This window comes from Pseudomonas sp. YL2 (assembly GCF_023063025.1).
Taxonomy (GTDB): Bacteria; Pseudomonadota; Gammaproteobacteria; order Pseudomonadales; family Pseudomonadaceae; genus Aquipseudomonas; species Aquipseudomonas putida_A.
The window spans coordinates 122,597-137,910 of sequence record NZ_JAJSLU010000017.1 but is presented as its reverse complement, the minus strand read 5'-3'; the positions used below and the strand labels follow the sequence as shown (position 1 = coordinate 137,910).

Sequence of the window (15,314 nt, the reverse complement as noted above, 5' to 3'; positions counted from 1 at the left end):
GCCCTCCCCCCCCCCCTGGTGGGCCCCCCCGGGGCCCCGATTTTTTTGGTTAAAAAAAAAAAAGCAAAAAGCCCGCGCCCCGCCGCAGCTCCTACAGGTTGAGCGTCAAGTACAAAGTTGTGCGGTGTTCGCACGGTTTTCCCATCACTGGGTGTTTGATTGTGGAACGCGGTTCTAAATTGTTGCTGGAGTGACATGTCCAACAACAATCACAAAAGGATCGCCCCTTGACTCCGCCCCTTCGTATCGCCCTGATCGGCGCTGGCAACATGGGCCAGCAGCATTACCAGCATTTGCAAACCCTCGAAGAAGCCCGGTTGTGCGCAGTGGCCGATCCCGGCCCGCAGGCTCCAGCGCTGGCGGCGCAGTGGGGCGTGGCGTATTTCGCCGATCACCGGCAGATGCTGGAGCAGGTGCGGCCCGATGCGGTGATCGTGGCCAATCCGAATAATCAGCACGTCAGCACGGCGCTGGATTGCCTCGCCGCCGGGGTTTCGGTGTTGCTGGAGAAACCGGTGGGCGTGCATCTGGATGAGGCACGCGAACTGGTGGCGGCAGTCAAACGCAGTGGCGTGCCGGTGCTGGTCGGCCACCATCGGCGGCACAATCCGTTGATCGTGCGTGCCCACCAATTGTTGCTCAGCGGCGCGCTCGGGCGGCTGACCACGGTTACTGCACTGTTCCAGTTACGCAAACCCGACCGATATTTCGAGGTCCCGTGGCGCCGTGAACCGGGGGCGGGCCTGTTGCTGACCAATCTGATTCACGACCTCGATCTGCTGCGTCACCTGTGCGGTGAAGTGCAGTCGGTGCAGGCCGTCACCGACAACGCGGTGCGGGGTTTTGCCAACGAAGACAGCGTCGCGGTGTTACTGCAATTTATCGACGGTGCACTGGGCACGCTGACCGGTTCCGATGCGGTCGCCGCGCCGTGGAGTTGGGAGCTGAACTCCGGAGAGAACCCGGTCTATCCGCGTCAGGTCGATCAGCCGTGTTATCTGCTGGCGGGCACCGCCGGGGCGCTGAGCATTCCGCAACTCAAGCGCTGGCATTACCCTGCCGATCAAATCGATGCCGGTTGGCACGAGCCTTTGCTCGCGGTGCAAGAGCATTGCGCAGCCGGGGACGCGTTGCGGTTGCAGCTGCAGCATTTTGTGCAGGTCGCGCGGCGTGAAGTCGAACCCTTGGTCAGTGCCGCCGATGCCGCGCGAACCCTGGCGCTGGTCGAGGCGATTCGTGAAGCGGCGGCCAGCGGCCGTGCCTGTTCCCCAGCAGCGGTCGAGGCTTGAGCATGAACGAACGAATCCTGTCTCTGGCCAGTCTCACCGTACTCGAGTTGTCACCGCCGCAAATGGTCGAGGTGGCGGCGCGTGCCGGTTACAGCCATGTCGGCCTGCGCCTGGAACCGGCGACGGCGGAGGAATATCACTTTCCGCTGGTGGCCGATGGTGATCTGCGGCGTCAGACGTTGAGGCGTTTGCGCGACACTGGCATCGCGGTGCTCGATGTGGAAATCCTGCGTCTGAAACCGCAAACCGTGGTCGCCGATTTCGAGAGGCTGCTGGCCGTCGGCGCGGAGTTCGGTGCCAGTGAATTACTGATCGCCGGCAATGATCCTGACGAGCAACGGCTCACCGACAACTTTGCCGCGTTGTGTGATCTGGCGGCGCCTTACGGTTTGCATCCGCATCTGGAGTTCATGCCCTGGACCGATGCGTGCAACCTCGAACAGGCGTTGCGCATCGTTGCCAATGCCGACCGGGAAAACGCCGCGGTGCTGGTCGATGCCTTTCATTTCGATCGCTCCGGCTCACGGCTGGAGGATCTGGCCAGCGTTGCGCCCGCGCGCCTGCGTTATGCGCAATTGTGTGATGTGGCGGGACCGAGACCGGCGGACATGGCCGAGATCTTGCGTCAGGCGCGCAATGAGCGGCGGTTTCCCGGCGAGGGCGATTGTGATTTGCACGGTTTGTTGCGCAGTCTGCCAGCTAATATTCCACTGAGCCTGGAGATCCCCACGGTAAAACTGCTGGAGCAGGGGGTCAGCGGATTGCAACGAGCGCAGATGGCGCTCGACAGGACGCGGGAATTGTTGGCGCAGTTGTAAGTCAGTTTTTGTGGCGGGGCGCCAGCGTCCTCGCCACTGTTTATTTTTCCTTCAGAGATATCCAATGACCGTCAGCACCCCGCTCTCCGGTGTCAACCAACCCTTCAAGGGGATCTTGCTGATTGTCGTGGCGACTTTCCTGTTCTCCAGCCACGATGCGCTGTCGAAATACCTCTCGGGTTTCTACCCGATCGTCATGGTGGTGTGGGCGCGGTACCTGGTGCACACCTTGCTGATGGCGGGAATTTTCCTGCCGCAATCAGGGCTGCGTGTGCTGCGCACCAAACGGCCGTTATGGCAGTTGGCGCGGGCGCTGTGCCTGCTCGGCACCAGTCTGTTTTTCACCACGGCGCTGCTTTACATCCCGCTGGCCGAGGCCACGGCGGTCAACTTTCTCGCGCCGGTGCTGGTGACGGCGCTGTCGGTGCCGTTGCTCAAGGAACGGGTGACGCGCGGCCAGTGGATTGCGGTGATCTGTGGATTCATCGGCGTGCTGATCATCGTTCACCCGGGCGGTGAATTGTTCACCCCGGCGGTGCTGCTGCCGTTCTGCTCGGCGTTGTTTTTCTGCTTCTATCAACTGCTGACGCGCAAGCTCAGTGAGGTCGACAGTCCGACCACCAGCAACTTCTTCGCTGGTCTGTGCAACACGCTGGTGATGAGTGCGTTGGTGCCGTTCTTCTGGCAGGTGCCGATCTTGTCGCACGCCGTGTTGATGCTGGCGCTGGGCAGTTGCGGGATGACCGCGCACCTGTTTCTGACCCAGGCGTTCCGCCATGCCGCGCCGGCATTGCTGGCGCCGTTCGGCTACTGCCAGATCGTGTTTGCCGGGTTGTTGGGGTGGGTGGTGTTCAATCACACGCCGAGTCTGTTGACGGTGATCGGCATTGCGGTGATCTGCTGCAGCGGCCTGGCGGCGGCGTGGCAGCAAAGCCGCAGATGAGAGAGATAAATAACCCTGTGGGAGCGGGCTTGCTCGCGAAGGCGGTGTTTCAGTCGACATCTTCAGTGACTGACTGGACGCTTTCGCGAGCAAGCCCGCTCCCACAGGGGGGAGGGGTGCAGGCCGGTTACTCGGTGACGTCTGGAATCTTGCGCGGTGCCATGAAGTACATCCAGGTCAGCGCAATGAAGTACATCGCCGGGATCAGCGTGAACAGCACCGTGTAGTTGTTATGGGTGACGGTCAGGATGTGGCCGACGATCTGGGTCATGAACATCCCGCCGATCGCTGCGCACATACCGCCGAAACCGAACACCGTGCTCATCATGTGCTTGGGCGTGTAGTCCATCACCAGGCTCCAGATGTTCGCAGTCCAGGCCTGATGCGCGCCGATAGCCAGGGAGATTGCCGCGACGGCTACCCACAGATTGCTTGAGCCGGCGGCCATGATCACGCCGATGATGCAGCAGGCGAACAGGAACATCGACAGCAGCCGCGCCTTGATCGAGTTCATGCCGCGACCGATCAGGAACGAAGACAGAATCCCGCCGCCCACGCTGCCGAAGTCAGCGGTGACGTAAATGATGATCAGCGGAATGCCCATCTGGGTGACGTTGATACCCAGGTTGTATTGCTGATTGAGAAACGGCGGCAGCCAGTACAGGTAGAACCAGAACACCGGCGCGGTCAGCGAATAGGCGAGGGCGAAGGCCCAGGTGCCGCGCATGCGCAGGATTCGCGAGAACGGTACGCGGGCCTGTTCCGGTTCGACTTCCTGCTGGATGTAGTCGAGTTCGGATTTTTTCACCCGTGGATGATCTTCCGGGTTGAAGTATTTCAAGCCCCAGAACAGCAGCCAGATCCCGCCGAGTGCCGACATGCACAGGAACGCTGCCTGCCAGCCCCAGACGTGGAGAATCAGCGGCAGCAGCATCGGCGTGAACATCGCGCCGACGTTGGTCCCGGCGTTGAAGATGCCGGTGGCCACCGCGCGTTCGCCGGCCGGGAACCACAGGCGCGTGGTTTTCACGCAGGCCGGGTAGTTGGCCGCTTCGGTCAGGCCGAGGATGAATCGGCAGACCATGAAGCCCACGGCCGAAGTCGCCAGACCGTGGGCGCCGGTGGCCAGGCTCCAGAGCAGCACCGCGCAGAAGAACACGCGCTTCACGCCGATGCGGTCGATCAGGCGTCCCTGCAGGACGAAGCCGATCGCGTAGCCGACCTGAAACCAGAAGTTGATGTTGGCGTAATCCATCGCCGTCCAGCTCATTTCCTTGGCGAGGATCGGCTGCATGACGCCGAGGGCGGCGCGGTCGATGTAGTTCAGGGTCGTGGCGAAAAACACCAGCGCCAGCATGCCCCAACGGGTCTTGCCGACAGCCATGGCGCCGCGGATCTTGTCGCCGATGCCACCCGTGGCAGTGCTCATGGCCGGGGCCATGCGGGAAGTCTGTGAAGGAATCATTGTTCCACCCGTTTTTGAATTTGTTATGTGGTGTTGTTTGCACGCACTGCGACCGAAGGTTCATTTCCGGACTCAATGTGAAGTCGATGGTGGGCAGTGGACGAAAAATCGTCAATTCGCCGAAACGCCATAGTGTTCGATAATCGCACGCAAAACTAACCGGCTGGTACACTTTAAATTGCTGCTGAAGACGATGCAGCCAATAATTTCCTCACGATAAAAAATGATCCCCTGTAAAAAACTGCAGCGCAGTCCGGGAGTAGCAACATGCAGCGTTCCATAGCCACCGTTTCCCTGAGCGGCACCCTGCCGGAAAAGCTCGAAGCCATTGCCGCCGCCGGGTTCGACGGCGTCGAGATCTTCGAGAACGATCTTCTGTATTACGACGGCAGCCCGCGGGAAATCAGGCAGATGTGCGCAGACTTGGGGATCGCCATCACCCTGTTCCAGCCGTTCCGCGATTTCGAGGGCTGCCGCCGTGATCGGCTGGCGCGCAATCTGGAACGGGCCGAGCGCAAATTCGACCTGATGCAGGAACTGGGCACCGATCTGGTGCTGGTGTGCAGCAACGCCTCGGCGGACAGCGTCGGCGACCGGCAGATTCTCGTCGATGACCTGCGGCTGTTGGCCGAACATGCAGGCGCTCGCGGGTTGCGTATCGGCTATGAAGCGCTGGTCTGGGGCCGTCACGTCAATACTTATCAACAGGTCTGGGACGTCGTGCGCCAGGCCGATCACCCGGCGCTCGGCGTGCTGCTCGACAGTTTTCACACCTTGTCGTTGAAAGGTGATCCAAGCGCGATCGCTGACATTCCCGGCGACAAGATCTTCTTTGTGCAAATGGCCGACGCGCCGATCCTCGCCATGGACGTCCTGGAGTGGAGCCGGCATTTTCGTTGCTTCCCGGGGCAGGGCGAATTCGATCTGCCGGGGTTCCTCGCGCCGATCATCCAGAGCGGTTACACCGGGCCGTTGTCGCTGGAAATTTTCAACGATGGCTTCCGCGCCGCACCGCCACGGGCCAATGCCGCTGATGGTCTGCGTTCGCTGCTGTATCTGGAAGAGAAAACCCGTCAGCGCCTGGAACAGCAAACAACGCCAGTGGTCAACCGTGAAATCCTCTTCGAAACGCCGCCGGCCAGCGAGTACAACGGCATCGAGTTTCTCGAGTTCGCCGTCGACGAAAGCCTCGGCGCCAAACTGAGCAACTGGCTGGAGCGCCTGGGCTTCGTCAAGGCCGGGCAGCACCGCTCCAAGAGTGTGAGCCTGTTGCGCCAGGGCGATATCAACCTGATCCTCAACGCCGAACCGTACTCGTTCGGCCACAGCTTTTTCGAGGCCCACGGCCCGTCGCTGTGTGCCACCGCCGTGCGGGTCAAGGACAGCGCCAGCGCCCTGGCCCGTGCCGTTGCCTACAAGGGCCAGCCCTATCGCGGACTGGTCGGCCCCAACGAACTGGAACTGGCCGCGGTGCGTGCACCGGACGGCAGCCTGATTTATCTGGTGGATGAAGCGGCGGACGTTTATGGCACTGACTTCAATCTGCTGCCGAACGCTCAGGCCCGTGGCGGCCTCAAGCGCATCGATCACATGGCCATGGCGCTGCCGGCCGACAGCCTCGACAGCTGGGTGCTGTTCTACAAGAGCCTGCTGGATTTCGAGGCCGACGATGAAGTGGTACTGCCCGATCCGTACGGTCTGGTGAAGAGCCGGGCGCTGAGAAGTCGCGACAGTTCGATCCGCTTGCCGCTGAATATCTCGGAGAACCGAAACACTGCGATCTCTCACGCACTGTCGAGTTATCGCGGCTCCGGTGTGCATCACATCGCCTTCGATTGTGATGACATCTTCGCCGAAGTCAGCCGCGCCAAAGAGGCTGGCGTGCCGTTGCTGGATATCCCGCTCAACTATTACGACGACCTCGCCGCGCGCTTCGATTTCGACGACGAGTTCCTCAGCGAGCTGGCGTACTACAACGTGCTCTACGACCGCGACGCGCAGGGCGGCGAGTTGTTCCACGTGTACACCGAGCCGTTCGAGGGACGCTTTTTCTTCGAGATCATCCAGCGTAAAAACGGTTATGCCGGTTATGGTGCGGCGAACGTCGCGGTCCGTCTGGCGGCGATGGCCAAATCACGCAGCGGTGCGGCGCGCCAGGCGAAGTTGTAGGAATTTCGTAAACGCGGGATTAAACACGAGCCGCGTGGCTTCCTTCACTGTGCAGCGCGGCCCATAATCGCCAACCTGTGCAGTGATGGCCGTGAGCCCGCAATGACAATGACTTCAGAACTCCCCGCTGCTCCCGTCGAATCCGGTATCGAGCCGCGCAAGAGTCGCAAGAACAACCCGGAAAAAACCCGCGAGAACATCCTGCAGGAGGCGATCGTCGAGTTCGTCCAGCAGGGCTTGTCCGGCGCCCGCGTCGACGCGATCGCCGAGCGTATCCACACCTCCAAACGCATGATCTATTACTACTTCGGCAGTAAGGAGCAGTTGTACGTCGAGGTGCTGGAGAAGCTTTACGGCGACATCCGCAGCACCGAAAACCGCCTGCACCTGGCCGAGTTGCCGCCGGTGGTGGCGATCCGTCGACTGGTGGAATTCACCTTCGATCACCACGACCGCAACGTCGATTTCGTGCGCATCGTCTGTATCGAAAATATTCACAACGCCGAGTTCGTGAAGCGTTCGGACACGATCAAGGCGATGAACAATACGATCCTCGATTCACTGGGCGAGATTTTGCGTCGCGGTGCCGAGGAGGGTGTCTTCCGCGCCGGGCTGGACGCGCTGGATGTGCACCTGTTGATCAGCTCGTTCTGCTTCTATCGCGTCTCGAACCGCCATACGTTCGGTGAGATCTTTCAGATCGACCTGCCGGATGAAAGCATCAAGCAGCGTCATCGCGAGATGATCTGCGAATCGGTGTTGCGCTACTTGCAGCCGTGACACCTATCCAATGTGGGAGCGGGCTTGCTCGCGAAAGCGGCGTGTCAGCCTATACATCGGCTGCCTGACACACAGCCTTCGCGAGCAAGCCCGCTCCCACAGGATCGATGTTTATCTTCAGCCATTCATGCTTTGAAAATGCGCCAGCATCCGCTGTGCGTCCGGCACCACGCCGCTGAACAATTCAAACGCCTTCACCGCTTGAAACACCGCCATGTTGCCGCCGTCCAGCGTGCGGCAACCCAGCGCGCGGGCGTTGCGCAGCAGTTCGGTTTCCAGCGGGAAGTACACGATCTCCGCGACCCACAATTCCTTGCGCAGCAACTCCACCGGCACCGGCATGCCCGGCAGTTTGGCCATGCCCATCGGCGTGGTATTCACCAGACCATCGGCCTGATTCAAGGTGCCCGGCAGATCACGCCCGGCGACGGCGCGACCGACGCCGAAATGCTGGTTGAGGTTGTTCGCCAGACTCTCGGCGCGCTCGCGGTCGACATCGAAAATACTCAGCTGCTGTACGCCTTCGCTCAACAACGCGTGGGCCACTGCCGCTCCCGCACCGCCGGCGCCCATCTGGACGACACGTTCACGCGCTGCGTCCTTCAGGCCTCGGCGAAAACCTTCGGCAAAACCCAGGCAATCAGTGTTGTGGCCGATGCGTTTGCCGTCCTTGAGCACCACGGTGTTGACCGCGCCGATGCCTCGGGCTTCCGGCGACAGTTCGTCGAGCAGCGGGATGATCGCCTGCTTGCACGGGAAAGTGATGTTCAGACCGGTGTAGTTCATCCGCTCGGCCGCCTGCAGCAAGTCGGGCAGGGCGTTGCTGTCGAGTTGCAACTGATCGAGGTCGATCAGCCGATACAGGTAGCGCAAGCCTTGGGCGTCGCCCTCATGTTCATGCAGTGCTGGCGTGCGCGAGGCTTGAATACCCGCACCGATCAGGCCAGCCAGTATTACCGGTTTACGGGTCATGCTGCGCGCCCCTTCAGTCGCTGACTGAAATGCTCCAGGGCCAGGCGATAGCCATGGCTGCCGAAGCCGCACATCACCGCCGTGGCGATGGCCGAGACAAACGAGTGGTGGCGGAATGGCTCACGCGCATGCACGTTGGAAAGGTGCACTTCGATCACCGGCAACTCACTGGCCACCAGCGCGTCGCGGATTGCCACCGAGGTGTGTGTCCACGCCGCCGGGTTGATCACGATCCCGGCGCAACGGCCGCGTGCCGCATGAATCCAGTCGAGCAATTCGCCTTCGTGATTGGTCTGGCGAAACTCCACGGCCAGGCCGAACTCTTCGGCAGCGCGGCCGCACAGAGCAGAAATATCAGCCAGGGTTTCGTGACCGTAGGTTGCCGGTTCACGAGTGCCGAGCAGGTTCAGGTTCGGGCCGTTGAGCACCAGAACGATAGGGGGCATGGGGGCAAACTCCACTTATTGTTTTTGGCTTGGGCCGAAGGTTTCAGCCTGTGGAGGTAAAATGTACCAGATGGTTACCATGGTCAATTGAACTGATTTAACCCGATGGTTTTGTGTTCGGTGATCGCACAAAAGCTACATCGCATTCAGATTTTCCGAATTGTATCGACAGTTTTGCTTACGTTTTTTTTCGAAGATGCAGCGCTTCCTCATCCGTGCCGACGCTAGTCTGAATGTGGTGAAAGGCATTGAGGTGCTGTGCAGCACCGGCCGTCGGATTTGAAAGGAAAATCAAATCCTGAAACTTATTAACCTAACGGATGGGTTAGCATGAAAGTATGCAACTACAGGGGATTGTCGATAAGCATCATGTTGCGAGATGAGCATTGCCCGCCACATGTTCACGTTAATGCAGGCGCCTGGAATGCCCGATTTCAGTTCAGTTTCTGGCACAACGACATTGAACTGTGGGATGTCGTGCCGCTTTCACGTCGACCGCCGCTGGCGGTGCTGGAAGGATTGTGTCGATCACTGGGGCAACCTGCTCATCTGCGTCGCGCACGAGGGATCTGGTGGTCAGGCTTGCAGACAGTTTGTCTCGACAATCAGGTGTGGGACTGCGAGTCAAACGAAGTCCCCGTGATGAAACCGGTCACCGCTACGACCTACAGGATCAGTTCGGCGCGCTATGAACCAGAAGCAGACAAGACTGTTCTGACATTGCTCGGCAAACTGGCAGGAGTTGAAATCGATTTATGAAAGTCATCAAGGCAAAGCCGTCCGTACATCGTCCGCTGACGGAAGAAATGCTCGATGCCGCGATAAAACGTGGCGAAGCGCGCCAAGCTAGCAGCTTGCAGGCTGTTTCTGTGACCTTTGAAAGCCCGTCTCTGGTCATTCGTTTTGAAGACGGCAGCGGTGTGTTGCTACCGGTGAGCCAGTATTCGGAGTTCGACGGGTTTGATTCAGACGATTATGCGAACCTGACAGTCGGCTATGCAGGCACTGCGCTTTGCCACGGGGGCAAAGACCTCGACGTTTCCATCTCCGGAATGATTTCGGCGAGCCCGTCACTCATGAGGATGGCGGCTTCGGTGGTTGCGTCGCGTAACGGTCGTCAAAGCAGTGCGGCAAAATCCGAAGCTGCACGAGCAAATGGCAAGAAGGGTGGGCGTCCACGTAAGACCGACACTGCACCGTAAGCAGGCACAAAAAAGCCGTCAATCACGACGGCTTTCTCGTATCCGGCATTCGCTATCAACGCCGGGTCAGCAACACCCCGGACTCCATGTGATGTGTCCATGGGAACTGGTCGAACATCGCGCAGCGGGTGATGCGGTGCGTGTCGTGCAGTTGGGCGATGTTGGCCGCGAGGGTTTCCGGGTTGCAGGAGATGTACAGGATGTTGTCGAAGCGCCGGGTCAGCTCGCAGGTGTCCGGGTCCATGCCGGCGCGCGGCGGGTCGACGAACACGCTGCCGAACTCGTAGCTCTTCAGGTCGATGCCTTGCAGGCGACGGAACGGGCGCACTTCGTTCAGCGCTTCGGTGAGTTCTTCGGCGGACAGCCGTACCAGCGTGACGTTATCCACAGCGTTTTCGCTGAGGTTGCTCAGTGCGGCGTTGACCGAAGTCTTGCTGATCTCAGTGGCCAGCACTTTGCGCACGCGGGTGGCGAGCGGCAGGGTGAAGTTGCCGTTGCCGCAATACAGCTCCAGCAGATCATCGCTGCGATCGCCCAGCGCTTCGTATGCCCAGTTGAGCATCTTCTGGTTCACCGTGCCGTTGGGCTGGGTGAACGCGCCTTCCGGCTGGCGATAGCTGAACGTGCGGCCGCCGACCTCGAGTTGCTCCACCACGTAATCGTGGCCGATGACTTCGCGCTTGCCCTTGGAACGCCCGATGACGCTGACGTTGAGATCAGCCGCCAGCTTCGACGCGGCGGCGTGCCAGTGCTCGTCCAGCGGACGGTGATAGCACAGGGTGATCATCGCGTCGCCGGCCAATGTGGTGAGGAACTCCACCTGGAACAGCTTGTGGCTCAGCGCCGAGCTGGCCTGCCACGCTGCCTTGAGCTGCGGCATCAACTGGTTGATGCGCAGGCTGGCAATCGGGAATTCCTCGATCAGGATCGGCGTGCGTTTGTCGTCCTGGGAGAACATCGCGTAGTGCCGCTCGCCGGCCTCGCGCCACAGGCGAAATTCCGCACGCAGGCGGAAGTTCTGCAGCGGCGAGTCGAACACGGTCGGCTCTGGCGCATCGAACGGGGCCAGCAGGTCACGCAAACGCGTGACCTTGTCTTCGAGCTGAGTGGCGTAGGCCTGGGAATCGAAAGTCATGCGTTGAACCAACCCAACTTGATCACGAACAGAATCGACAGAATCACCAGCGCCGGGTTCAGCTCACGGGCGCGGCCCGACAGCAGCTTGATCACGGTCCAGGAGATGAAACCGAAGGCGATGCCGTTGGCGATCGAGTAGGTGAACGGCATGGCCAGCGCGGTGACCACGACCGGTGCGGCGACGGTGATGTCTTCCCAGTCTATTTCCGCCAGGCCCGACGTCATCAGCACGGCGACGAACAGCAACGCCGGTGCGGTGGCGAATGCCGGAACGCTGGCCGCCAGTGGCGAGAAGAACAGCGCCAGCAGGAACAGGATCGCCACGACGATCGCCGTCAGACCGGTCCGGCCGCCAGCGCTCACGCCAGCCGCGGATTCGATGTAGCTGGTGGTGGTCGAAGTCCCCAGCAGCGAGCCGGCCATCGCCGCGGTGCTGTCGGCGATCAGTGCCCGGCCCATTTTCGGCATGTGGCCGTCCTTGCCCATCAGTCCGGCGCGTTTGGCGACGCCGATCAGGGTGCCGGAGTTGTCGAACAGGTCGACGAACAGGAAGGCGAAGATCACGCTGACCAGACCGATGTCCAGTGCGCCCTTGATGTCCAGTTGCATGAAGGTCGGGGCCAGCGAAGGTGGCATCGAGGTCACGCCGCCGAACGGGGTGAAGCCCATGGCGATGGAAATGATGGTCACTGCCAGAATGCCGATCAGCACTGCGCCGCGCACTTTCAGCGCTTCGAGGGCGACGATCAGGGCGAAGCCGAGGGTGGCGAGGATCGGCGCCGGGGCTTTCAGGTCACCGAGGCCGACCATGGTCGCCGGGTTGCTGACCACGATGCCCGCGTTGTGCAGTGCAATCAGCGCCAGGAACAGGCCGATACCGGCGGCAATCGCCGAGCGCAGCGGCAGCGGGATGCTGTTGATGATCCATTCGCGGATGCGGAAGATCGACAGCAGGAAGAAGCACACTGCCGAGATGAACACCGCGCCCAGCGCCACTTGCCAGGTGTGGCCCATGTGCAGGACCACGGTGTAAGTGAAGAAGGCGTTCAGGCCCATGCCCGGGGCGAGGGCGATCGGGTAGTTGGCGATCAGGCCCATGATGGTCGAGCCGATGGCGGCTGCCAGACAGGTGGCGACGAACACCGCGCCCTTGTCCATGCCGGTCTCGCCGAGGATGCTCGGGTTGACGAACAGAATGTAGGCCATGGCCAGGAAGGTCGTGACGCCCGCCAGAATCTCGGTACGCACGTTGGTGTTGTGTGCCTTGAGTTGAAACAGCCTTTCCAGCATGTCTGCTCCCCGTGGCGCGCGCGGCGCCGTGAATGTATCGACCTCAACAGCAAAGCACAGACCGTCGCAAGCGCCTGGGAATTTGTGGTGGGCCGGAAAAAGCCGCGCATCATACCAGCAGCGTGAGGAATATGGCGGTTGTTGGTGCCGAACGTCGTCGAAGTTTTGCCACAGGGCCAACTGCGCCATACTGCGCGCTGAATTTTTTGGGGAAATACGATCACATGGGCAAGCGCTGGATAAAGGCTTTCGGGGTAATGGCCGGGCTGATGGCCGGGTCGACGGCGGCGCTGGCAGCCTCGGCACCACCGTTGACGCAGGTGAAAGTGATCAAGGTTCAGTCGCCCGCCTGCGGGCTGGAAGACATCGGTGACGGACAGACCCAGACTCAATGCAATCACGCCGGGCCGAGCATCAAGGTGTATGTGCTGGAAGTCGGCTATGGCCAGAACCAGCCACACGCCACGCTGGACGGCTTTGAAGTCAACGGCACCCGGGCGCCGGTGTGCGCCTTTGATAACGGCAACCTGACCGAGTGCACGCCCGGCAGCAAAACTGTCGGCTCGCTGTATACCTTCGATCTGGCGGGCAAGCAGGAAGGCACCTTCAGCTTCAGCAACACTTCGCTCAACGCGCCGCGCAACACGATGTCGACCCAGCTTTACATCAAGTAACGGCTGTCACCGAACCGGGCAGGGCAAAGCTGACTACGCTTTAAAGATCACTCAGCGGATGGCGCCCATGACCTTTAGAGCCCTGATTACCCTCGCCGAGGGCATCGATGATCTGCAAAGCGTAACCCTGATCGACGTGCTGCGCCGCGCCAGCGTTGAAGTCGTGGCGGCCAGCATCGAAGGCCGGCGCATGCTGACCTGCGCGCGCGGTACGCGCCTGACGGCCGATGGCATGCTGGTTGATGTATTGGCGCAGACCTTCGACCTGATCGTCCTGCCCGGTGGTGCCGTCGGCGCCCAACATCTCGCGGCGCATCAGCCGCTGCAGCAATTGCTCAAGGACCAGGCCAGCGCCGGCCGCCTGTTCGCCGCCATCGGCGAAGCCCCGGCCATTGCCCTGCAAGCCTCAGGCGTATTACGCCAACGGCGCATGACCTGCCTGCCGAGTGCCAGCCATCAACTGTCAGGCTGTACGTTTGTTGATCAACCGGTGGTGGTCGACGGCAATTGCATCACGGCCCAAGGTTCCGGTGGCGCACTGGCGTTTGCCCTGACCCTGGTGGAGCAGCTTGGTGGCAAGGCGTTGCGGGCGAAAGTGGCGGGGGAGATGCTGGTGTGACGAGAGTCAGACCTTCGCCTCTTCCACCGGCACATGCATCCGGTCGCGGTTGGCCAGGGTCGGGAACAGTTTGATCCACGTTCCGGTGACCACCAGCGTGCCGATCCCGCCCATCACCACCGCCGGGACGGTGCCGAACCAGTGCGCGGTGAGGCCGGATTCGAATTCGCCCAACTGGTTCGAGGCGCCGATGAACAGGCCGTTCACCGCGCTGACCCGGCCGCGCATTTCGTCCGGGGTTTCCAGTTGCACGAAGGAGGCGCGGATCACCATGCTGATCATGTCCGCCGCGCCGAGCACCACCAGCACGCCCAGCGAGAACCAGAACGAGGTCGACAGACCGAAGGCGATGGTTGCGACGCCGAACACGCCAACGGCGGTGAACATCACCCGGCCAACGTTGCGTTCGACGGAGAACCGGGCGAGGAACAGTGACATCCCCAACGCGCCAACCGCCGGCGCCGAGCGCAGCAGGCCCAGGCCCCACGGCCCGGTGAGCAGGATGTCCTTGGCGAACACCGGCAGCAACGCGGTAGCGCCACCGAGCAACACCGCGAACAGATCCAGCGAGATCGCCCCGAGGATGTCCGGGCGGCTGCGAATGAAGCGGATACCCGCCAGCAACGAATCCAGCGTGGCTTTGCCTTTGTTCAGCGGCGTTTGCCGGGCGGGCAGGTTGAGCATCAAGGTGCAGGCGATGACATAGAGCAATACCGTCGGGCCGTAAACCCAGACGCTGCCGAACGCGTAAAGCAAGCCACCGAGGGCCGGGGCGACAATGGTGGCTGACTGTTGAGCCGACTGCGCTGCGGCGACCGCCCGTGGAAACAGGGCGCTGGGCACGATGCTCGGCAGCAGCGCCTGGGTGGTCGGCATTTCGAAGGAGCGCGCCGCACCGAGCAGGAAGGCGAGGATAAAGATCATTTCCCGGGTGACGTGGTCGGTCGCACTGCCGATGGCCAGTGCCAGGGCGATCATCGCCTGCAATGACTGACAGATCGCCGCAACACGGCGTCGGTCATAGCGGTCGGCGACATGCCCGGTGTGCAGCATGAACAGCACCCGTGGCGCGAACTCGACCAGCCCGACCAGGCCCAGGTCGAGCACGTTGCCGGTCAGCTGGTACAGATTCCAGCCGATGGCCACCGTGAGCATCTGAAAGCCACTGGCGGTGAAGATCCGGGCGAACCAGAACGCGAGAAACGGACGATGGTGACGTAACAGCAGGGGCTCTTGGCTGGGCATCTGAAGGCAGGTCTGGCTCTTGGGGGAACCGCGAGGTTATCACCAGTCTGTAACAGGAAGTTGCTATGACAAAAAATTTAGTTAGCCAGACATCGATTATCCGGATACCCCTTTCTCTGTGGCGAGGGAGCGTGCTCCCGCCGGGTCGCGAAGCGGCCCCAATCCAGCGCAATCCTGCTTTCAGGCAAGCGCTGGAAAACCTTTTTACGCCTGCTGCGCAGCCGAGCGGGAGCAAGCTCCCTCGCCACGGAGGGTTTCCTGGCTC

The 15,314-nt window shown here is 61.2% G+C and carries 15 protein-coding genes; 9 read left to right on the top strand and 6 right to left on the bottom strand.

The features are described 5' to 3' along the window. Nucleotides 1–227: 227 nt before the first annotated feature. The 3 genes from LVD08_RS22015 (at nucleotide 228) to LVD08_RS22005 (ending at nucleotide 3,050) form a co-directional block, all read left to right on the top strand. Nucleotides 228–1,289, top strand: a complete 1,062-nt coding sequence (locus tag LVD08_RS22015) for a Gfo/Idh/MocA family protein (protein WP_247269250.1) — start codon at nucleotides 228–230, stop codon at nucleotides 1,287–1,289. 2 nt (nucleotides 1,290–1,291) lie between these two features. Continuing rightward, complete coding sequence (locus LVD08_RS22010; RefSeq protein ID WP_247269249.1) at nucleotides 1,292–2,107, top strand: sugar phosphate isomerase/epimerase family protein; 816 nt, start codon at nucleotides 1,292–1,294, stop codon at nucleotides 2,105–2,107. Nucleotides 2,108–2,171: 64 nt separating this feature from the next. Continuing rightward, nucleotides 2,172–3,050: a DMT family transporter gene (locus tag LVD08_RS22005; protein ID WP_247269248.1), complete on the top strand. Its 879-nt coding sequence runs from the start codon at nucleotides 2,172–2,174 to the stop codon at nucleotides 3,048–3,050. Nucleotides 3,051–3,177: 127 nt separating this feature from the next. Here the strand turns inward: LVD08_RS22005 and LVD08_RS22000 are convergent, their stop codons facing one another. Then, nucleotides 3,178–4,515: an MFS transporter gene (locus tag LVD08_RS22000; protein WP_247269247.1), complete on the bottom strand. Its 1,338-nt coding sequence runs from the start codon at nucleotides 4,513–4,515 to the stop codon at nucleotides 3,178–3,180. 267 nt (nucleotides 4,516–4,782) lie between these two features. Between LVD08_RS22000 and quiC the strand changes: the two genes are divergently transcribed. Next, nucleotides 4,783–6,684 (top strand): 3-dehydroshikimate dehydratase QuiC, encoded by a 1,902-nt coding sequence (quiC, locus tag LVD08_RS21995; RefSeq protein WP_247269246.1) that lies wholly within the window; start codon nucleotides 4,783–4,785, stop codon nucleotides 6,682–6,684. 102 nt (nucleotides 6,685–6,786) lie between these two features. Next, nucleotides 6,787–7,464, top strand: a complete 678-nt coding sequence (locus LVD08_RS21990) for a TetR family transcriptional regulator (RefSeq protein ID WP_027612854.1) — start codon at nucleotides 6,787–6,789, stop codon at nucleotides 7,462–7,464. Between the two features lie 117 nt (nucleotides 7,465–7,581). Here the strand turns inward: LVD08_RS21990 and LVD08_RS21985 are convergent, their stop codons facing one another. Together LVD08_RS21985 and aroQ are read right to left on the bottom strand one after the other, a co-directional pair. Further along, complete coding sequence (locus LVD08_RS21985; RefSeq protein ID WP_247269245.1) at nucleotides 7,582–8,436, bottom strand: shikimate dehydrogenase; 855 nt, start codon at nucleotides 8,434–8,436, stop codon at nucleotides 7,582–7,584. Further along, nucleotides 8,433–8,882: a type II 3-dehydroquinate dehydratase gene (gene aroQ / locus LVD08_RS21980; protein WP_025108744.1), complete on the bottom strand. Its 450-nt coding sequence runs from the start codon at nucleotides 8,880–8,882 to the stop codon at nucleotides 8,433–8,435. The genes LVD08_RS21985 and aroQ overlap by 4 nt, the downstream gene beginning before the upstream one ends. A gap of 330 nt (nucleotides 8,883–9,212) precedes the next feature. Between aroQ and LVD08_RS21975 the strand changes: the two genes are divergently transcribed. Beyond that, entirely contained in the window at nucleotides 9,213–9,641 is a 429-nt protein-coding gene (locus LVD08_RS21975) for a DUF4160 domain-containing protein (RefSeq protein ID WP_096795253.1), read from the top strand. Beyond that, nucleotides 9,638–10,084: a DUF2442 domain-containing protein gene (locus tag LVD08_RS21970; protein WP_247269244.1), complete on the top strand. Its 447-nt coding sequence runs from the start codon at nucleotides 9,638–9,640 to the stop codon at nucleotides 10,082–10,084. Before LVD08_RS21975 ends, LVD08_RS21970 begins: the two co-directional genes overlap by 4 nt. A 55-nt stretch (nucleotides 10,085–10,139) precedes the next feature. On the opposite strand, the gene trmA is transcribed toward LVD08_RS21970, so the two are convergent. Both trmA and LVD08_RS21960 read right to left on the bottom strand, forming a co-directional pair. Continuing rightward, nucleotides 10,140–11,219, bottom strand: a complete 1,080-nt coding sequence (trmA, locus tag LVD08_RS21965) for a tRNA (uridine(54)-C5)-methyltransferase TrmA (protein ID WP_247269243.1) — start codon at nucleotides 11,217–11,219, stop codon at nucleotides 10,140–10,142. Then, entirely contained in the window at nucleotides 11,216–12,511 is a 1,296-nt protein-coding gene (locus LVD08_RS21960) for an NCS2 family permease (RefSeq protein ID WP_007963748.1), read from the bottom strand. Before LVD08_RS21960 ends, trmA begins: the two co-directional genes overlap by 4 nt. A gap of 224 nt (nucleotides 12,512–12,735) precedes the next feature. Here LVD08_RS21960 and LVD08_RS21955 point away from each other — a divergent pair, with 224 nt between their 5' ends. Further along, on the top strand, nucleotides 12,736–13,185 hold the full coding sequence (locus LVD08_RS21955) for a DUF4879 domain-containing protein (protein WP_247269242.1): 450 nt from the start codon (nucleotides 12,736–12,738) through the stop codon (nucleotides 13,183–13,185). A 67-nt stretch (nucleotides 13,186–13,252) separates the two neighbouring features. Then, nucleotides 13,253–13,804: a DJ-1 family glyoxalase III gene (locus LVD08_RS21950; RefSeq protein ID WP_247269241.1), complete on the top strand. Its 552-nt coding sequence runs from the start codon at nucleotides 13,253–13,255 to the stop codon at nucleotides 13,802–13,804. A 6-nt stretch (nucleotides 13,805–13,810) separates the two neighbouring features. Here LVD08_RS21950 and LVD08_RS21945 read toward each other — a convergent pair whose 3' ends face one another. After that, the gene (locus LVD08_RS21945) at nucleotides 13,811–15,049 is read right to left on the bottom strand and encodes an MFS transporter (protein WP_247269240.1); all 1,239 of its coding nucleotides are present in this window, start codon (nucleotides 15,047–15,049) and stop codon (nucleotides 13,811–13,813) included. Nucleotides 15,050–15,314 lie beyond the last annotated feature (265 nt).

What these genes read in the sequence shown, in the direction of transcription:
- LVD08_RS22010 (WP_247269249.1), top strand. Translation starts at nt 1,292, where the DNA reads ATGAACGAACGAATCCTGTCTCTGGCCAGTCTCACCGTACTCGAGTTG.
- LVD08_RS22005 (WP_247269248.1), top strand. Translation starts at nt 2,172, where the DNA reads ATGACCGTCAGCACCCCGCTCTCCGGTGTCAACCAACCCTTCAAGGGG.
- LVD08_RS22000 (WP_247269247.1), bottom strand. Translation starts at nt 4,515, where the DNA reads ATGATTCCTTCACAGACTTCCCGCATGGCCCCGGCCATGAGCACTGCC.
- quiC (WP_247269246.1), top strand. Translation starts at nt 4,783, where the DNA reads ATGCAGCGTTCCATAGCCACCGTTTCCCTGAGCGGCACCCTGCCGGAA.
- LVD08_RS21990 (WP_027612854.1), top strand. Translation starts at nt 6,787, where the DNA reads ATGACAATGACTTCAGAACTCCCCGCTGCTCCCGTCGAATCCGGTATC.
- LVD08_RS21985 (WP_247269245.1), bottom strand. Translation starts at nt 8,436, where the DNA reads ATGACCCGTAAACCGGTAATACTGGCTGGCCTGATCGGTGCGGGTATT.
- aroQ (WP_025108744.1), bottom strand. Translation starts at nt 8,882, where the DNA reads ATGCCCCCTATCGTTCTGGTGCTCAACGGCCCGAACCTGAACCTGCTC.
- LVD08_RS21975 (WP_096795253.1), top strand. Translation starts at nt 9,213, where the DNA reads ATGAAAGTATGCAACTACAGGGGATTGTCGATAAGCATCATGTTGCGA.
- LVD08_RS21970 (WP_247269244.1), top strand. Translation starts at nt 9,638, where the DNA reads ATGAAAGTCATCAAGGCAAAGCCGTCCGTACATCGTCCGCTGACGGAA.
- trmA (WP_247269243.1), bottom strand. Translation starts at nt 11,219, where the DNA reads ATGACTTTCGATTCCCAGGCCTACGCCACTCAGCTCGAAGACAAGGTC.
- LVD08_RS21960 (WP_007963748.1), bottom strand. Translation starts at nt 12,511, where the DNA reads ATGCTGGAAAGGCTGTTTCAACTCAAGGCACACAACACCAACGTGCGT.
- LVD08_RS21955 (WP_247269242.1), top strand. Translation starts at nt 12,736, where the DNA reads ATGGGCAAGCGCTGGATAAAGGCTTTCGGGGTAATGGCCGGGCTGATG.
- LVD08_RS21950 (WP_247269241.1), top strand. Translation starts at nt 13,253, where the DNA reads ATGACCTTTAGAGCCCTGATTACCCTCGCCGAGGGCATCGATGATCTG.
- LVD08_RS21945 (WP_247269240.1), bottom strand. Translation starts at nt 15,049, where the DNA reads ATGCCCAGCCAAGAGCCCCTGCTGTTACGTCACCATCGTCCGTTTCTC.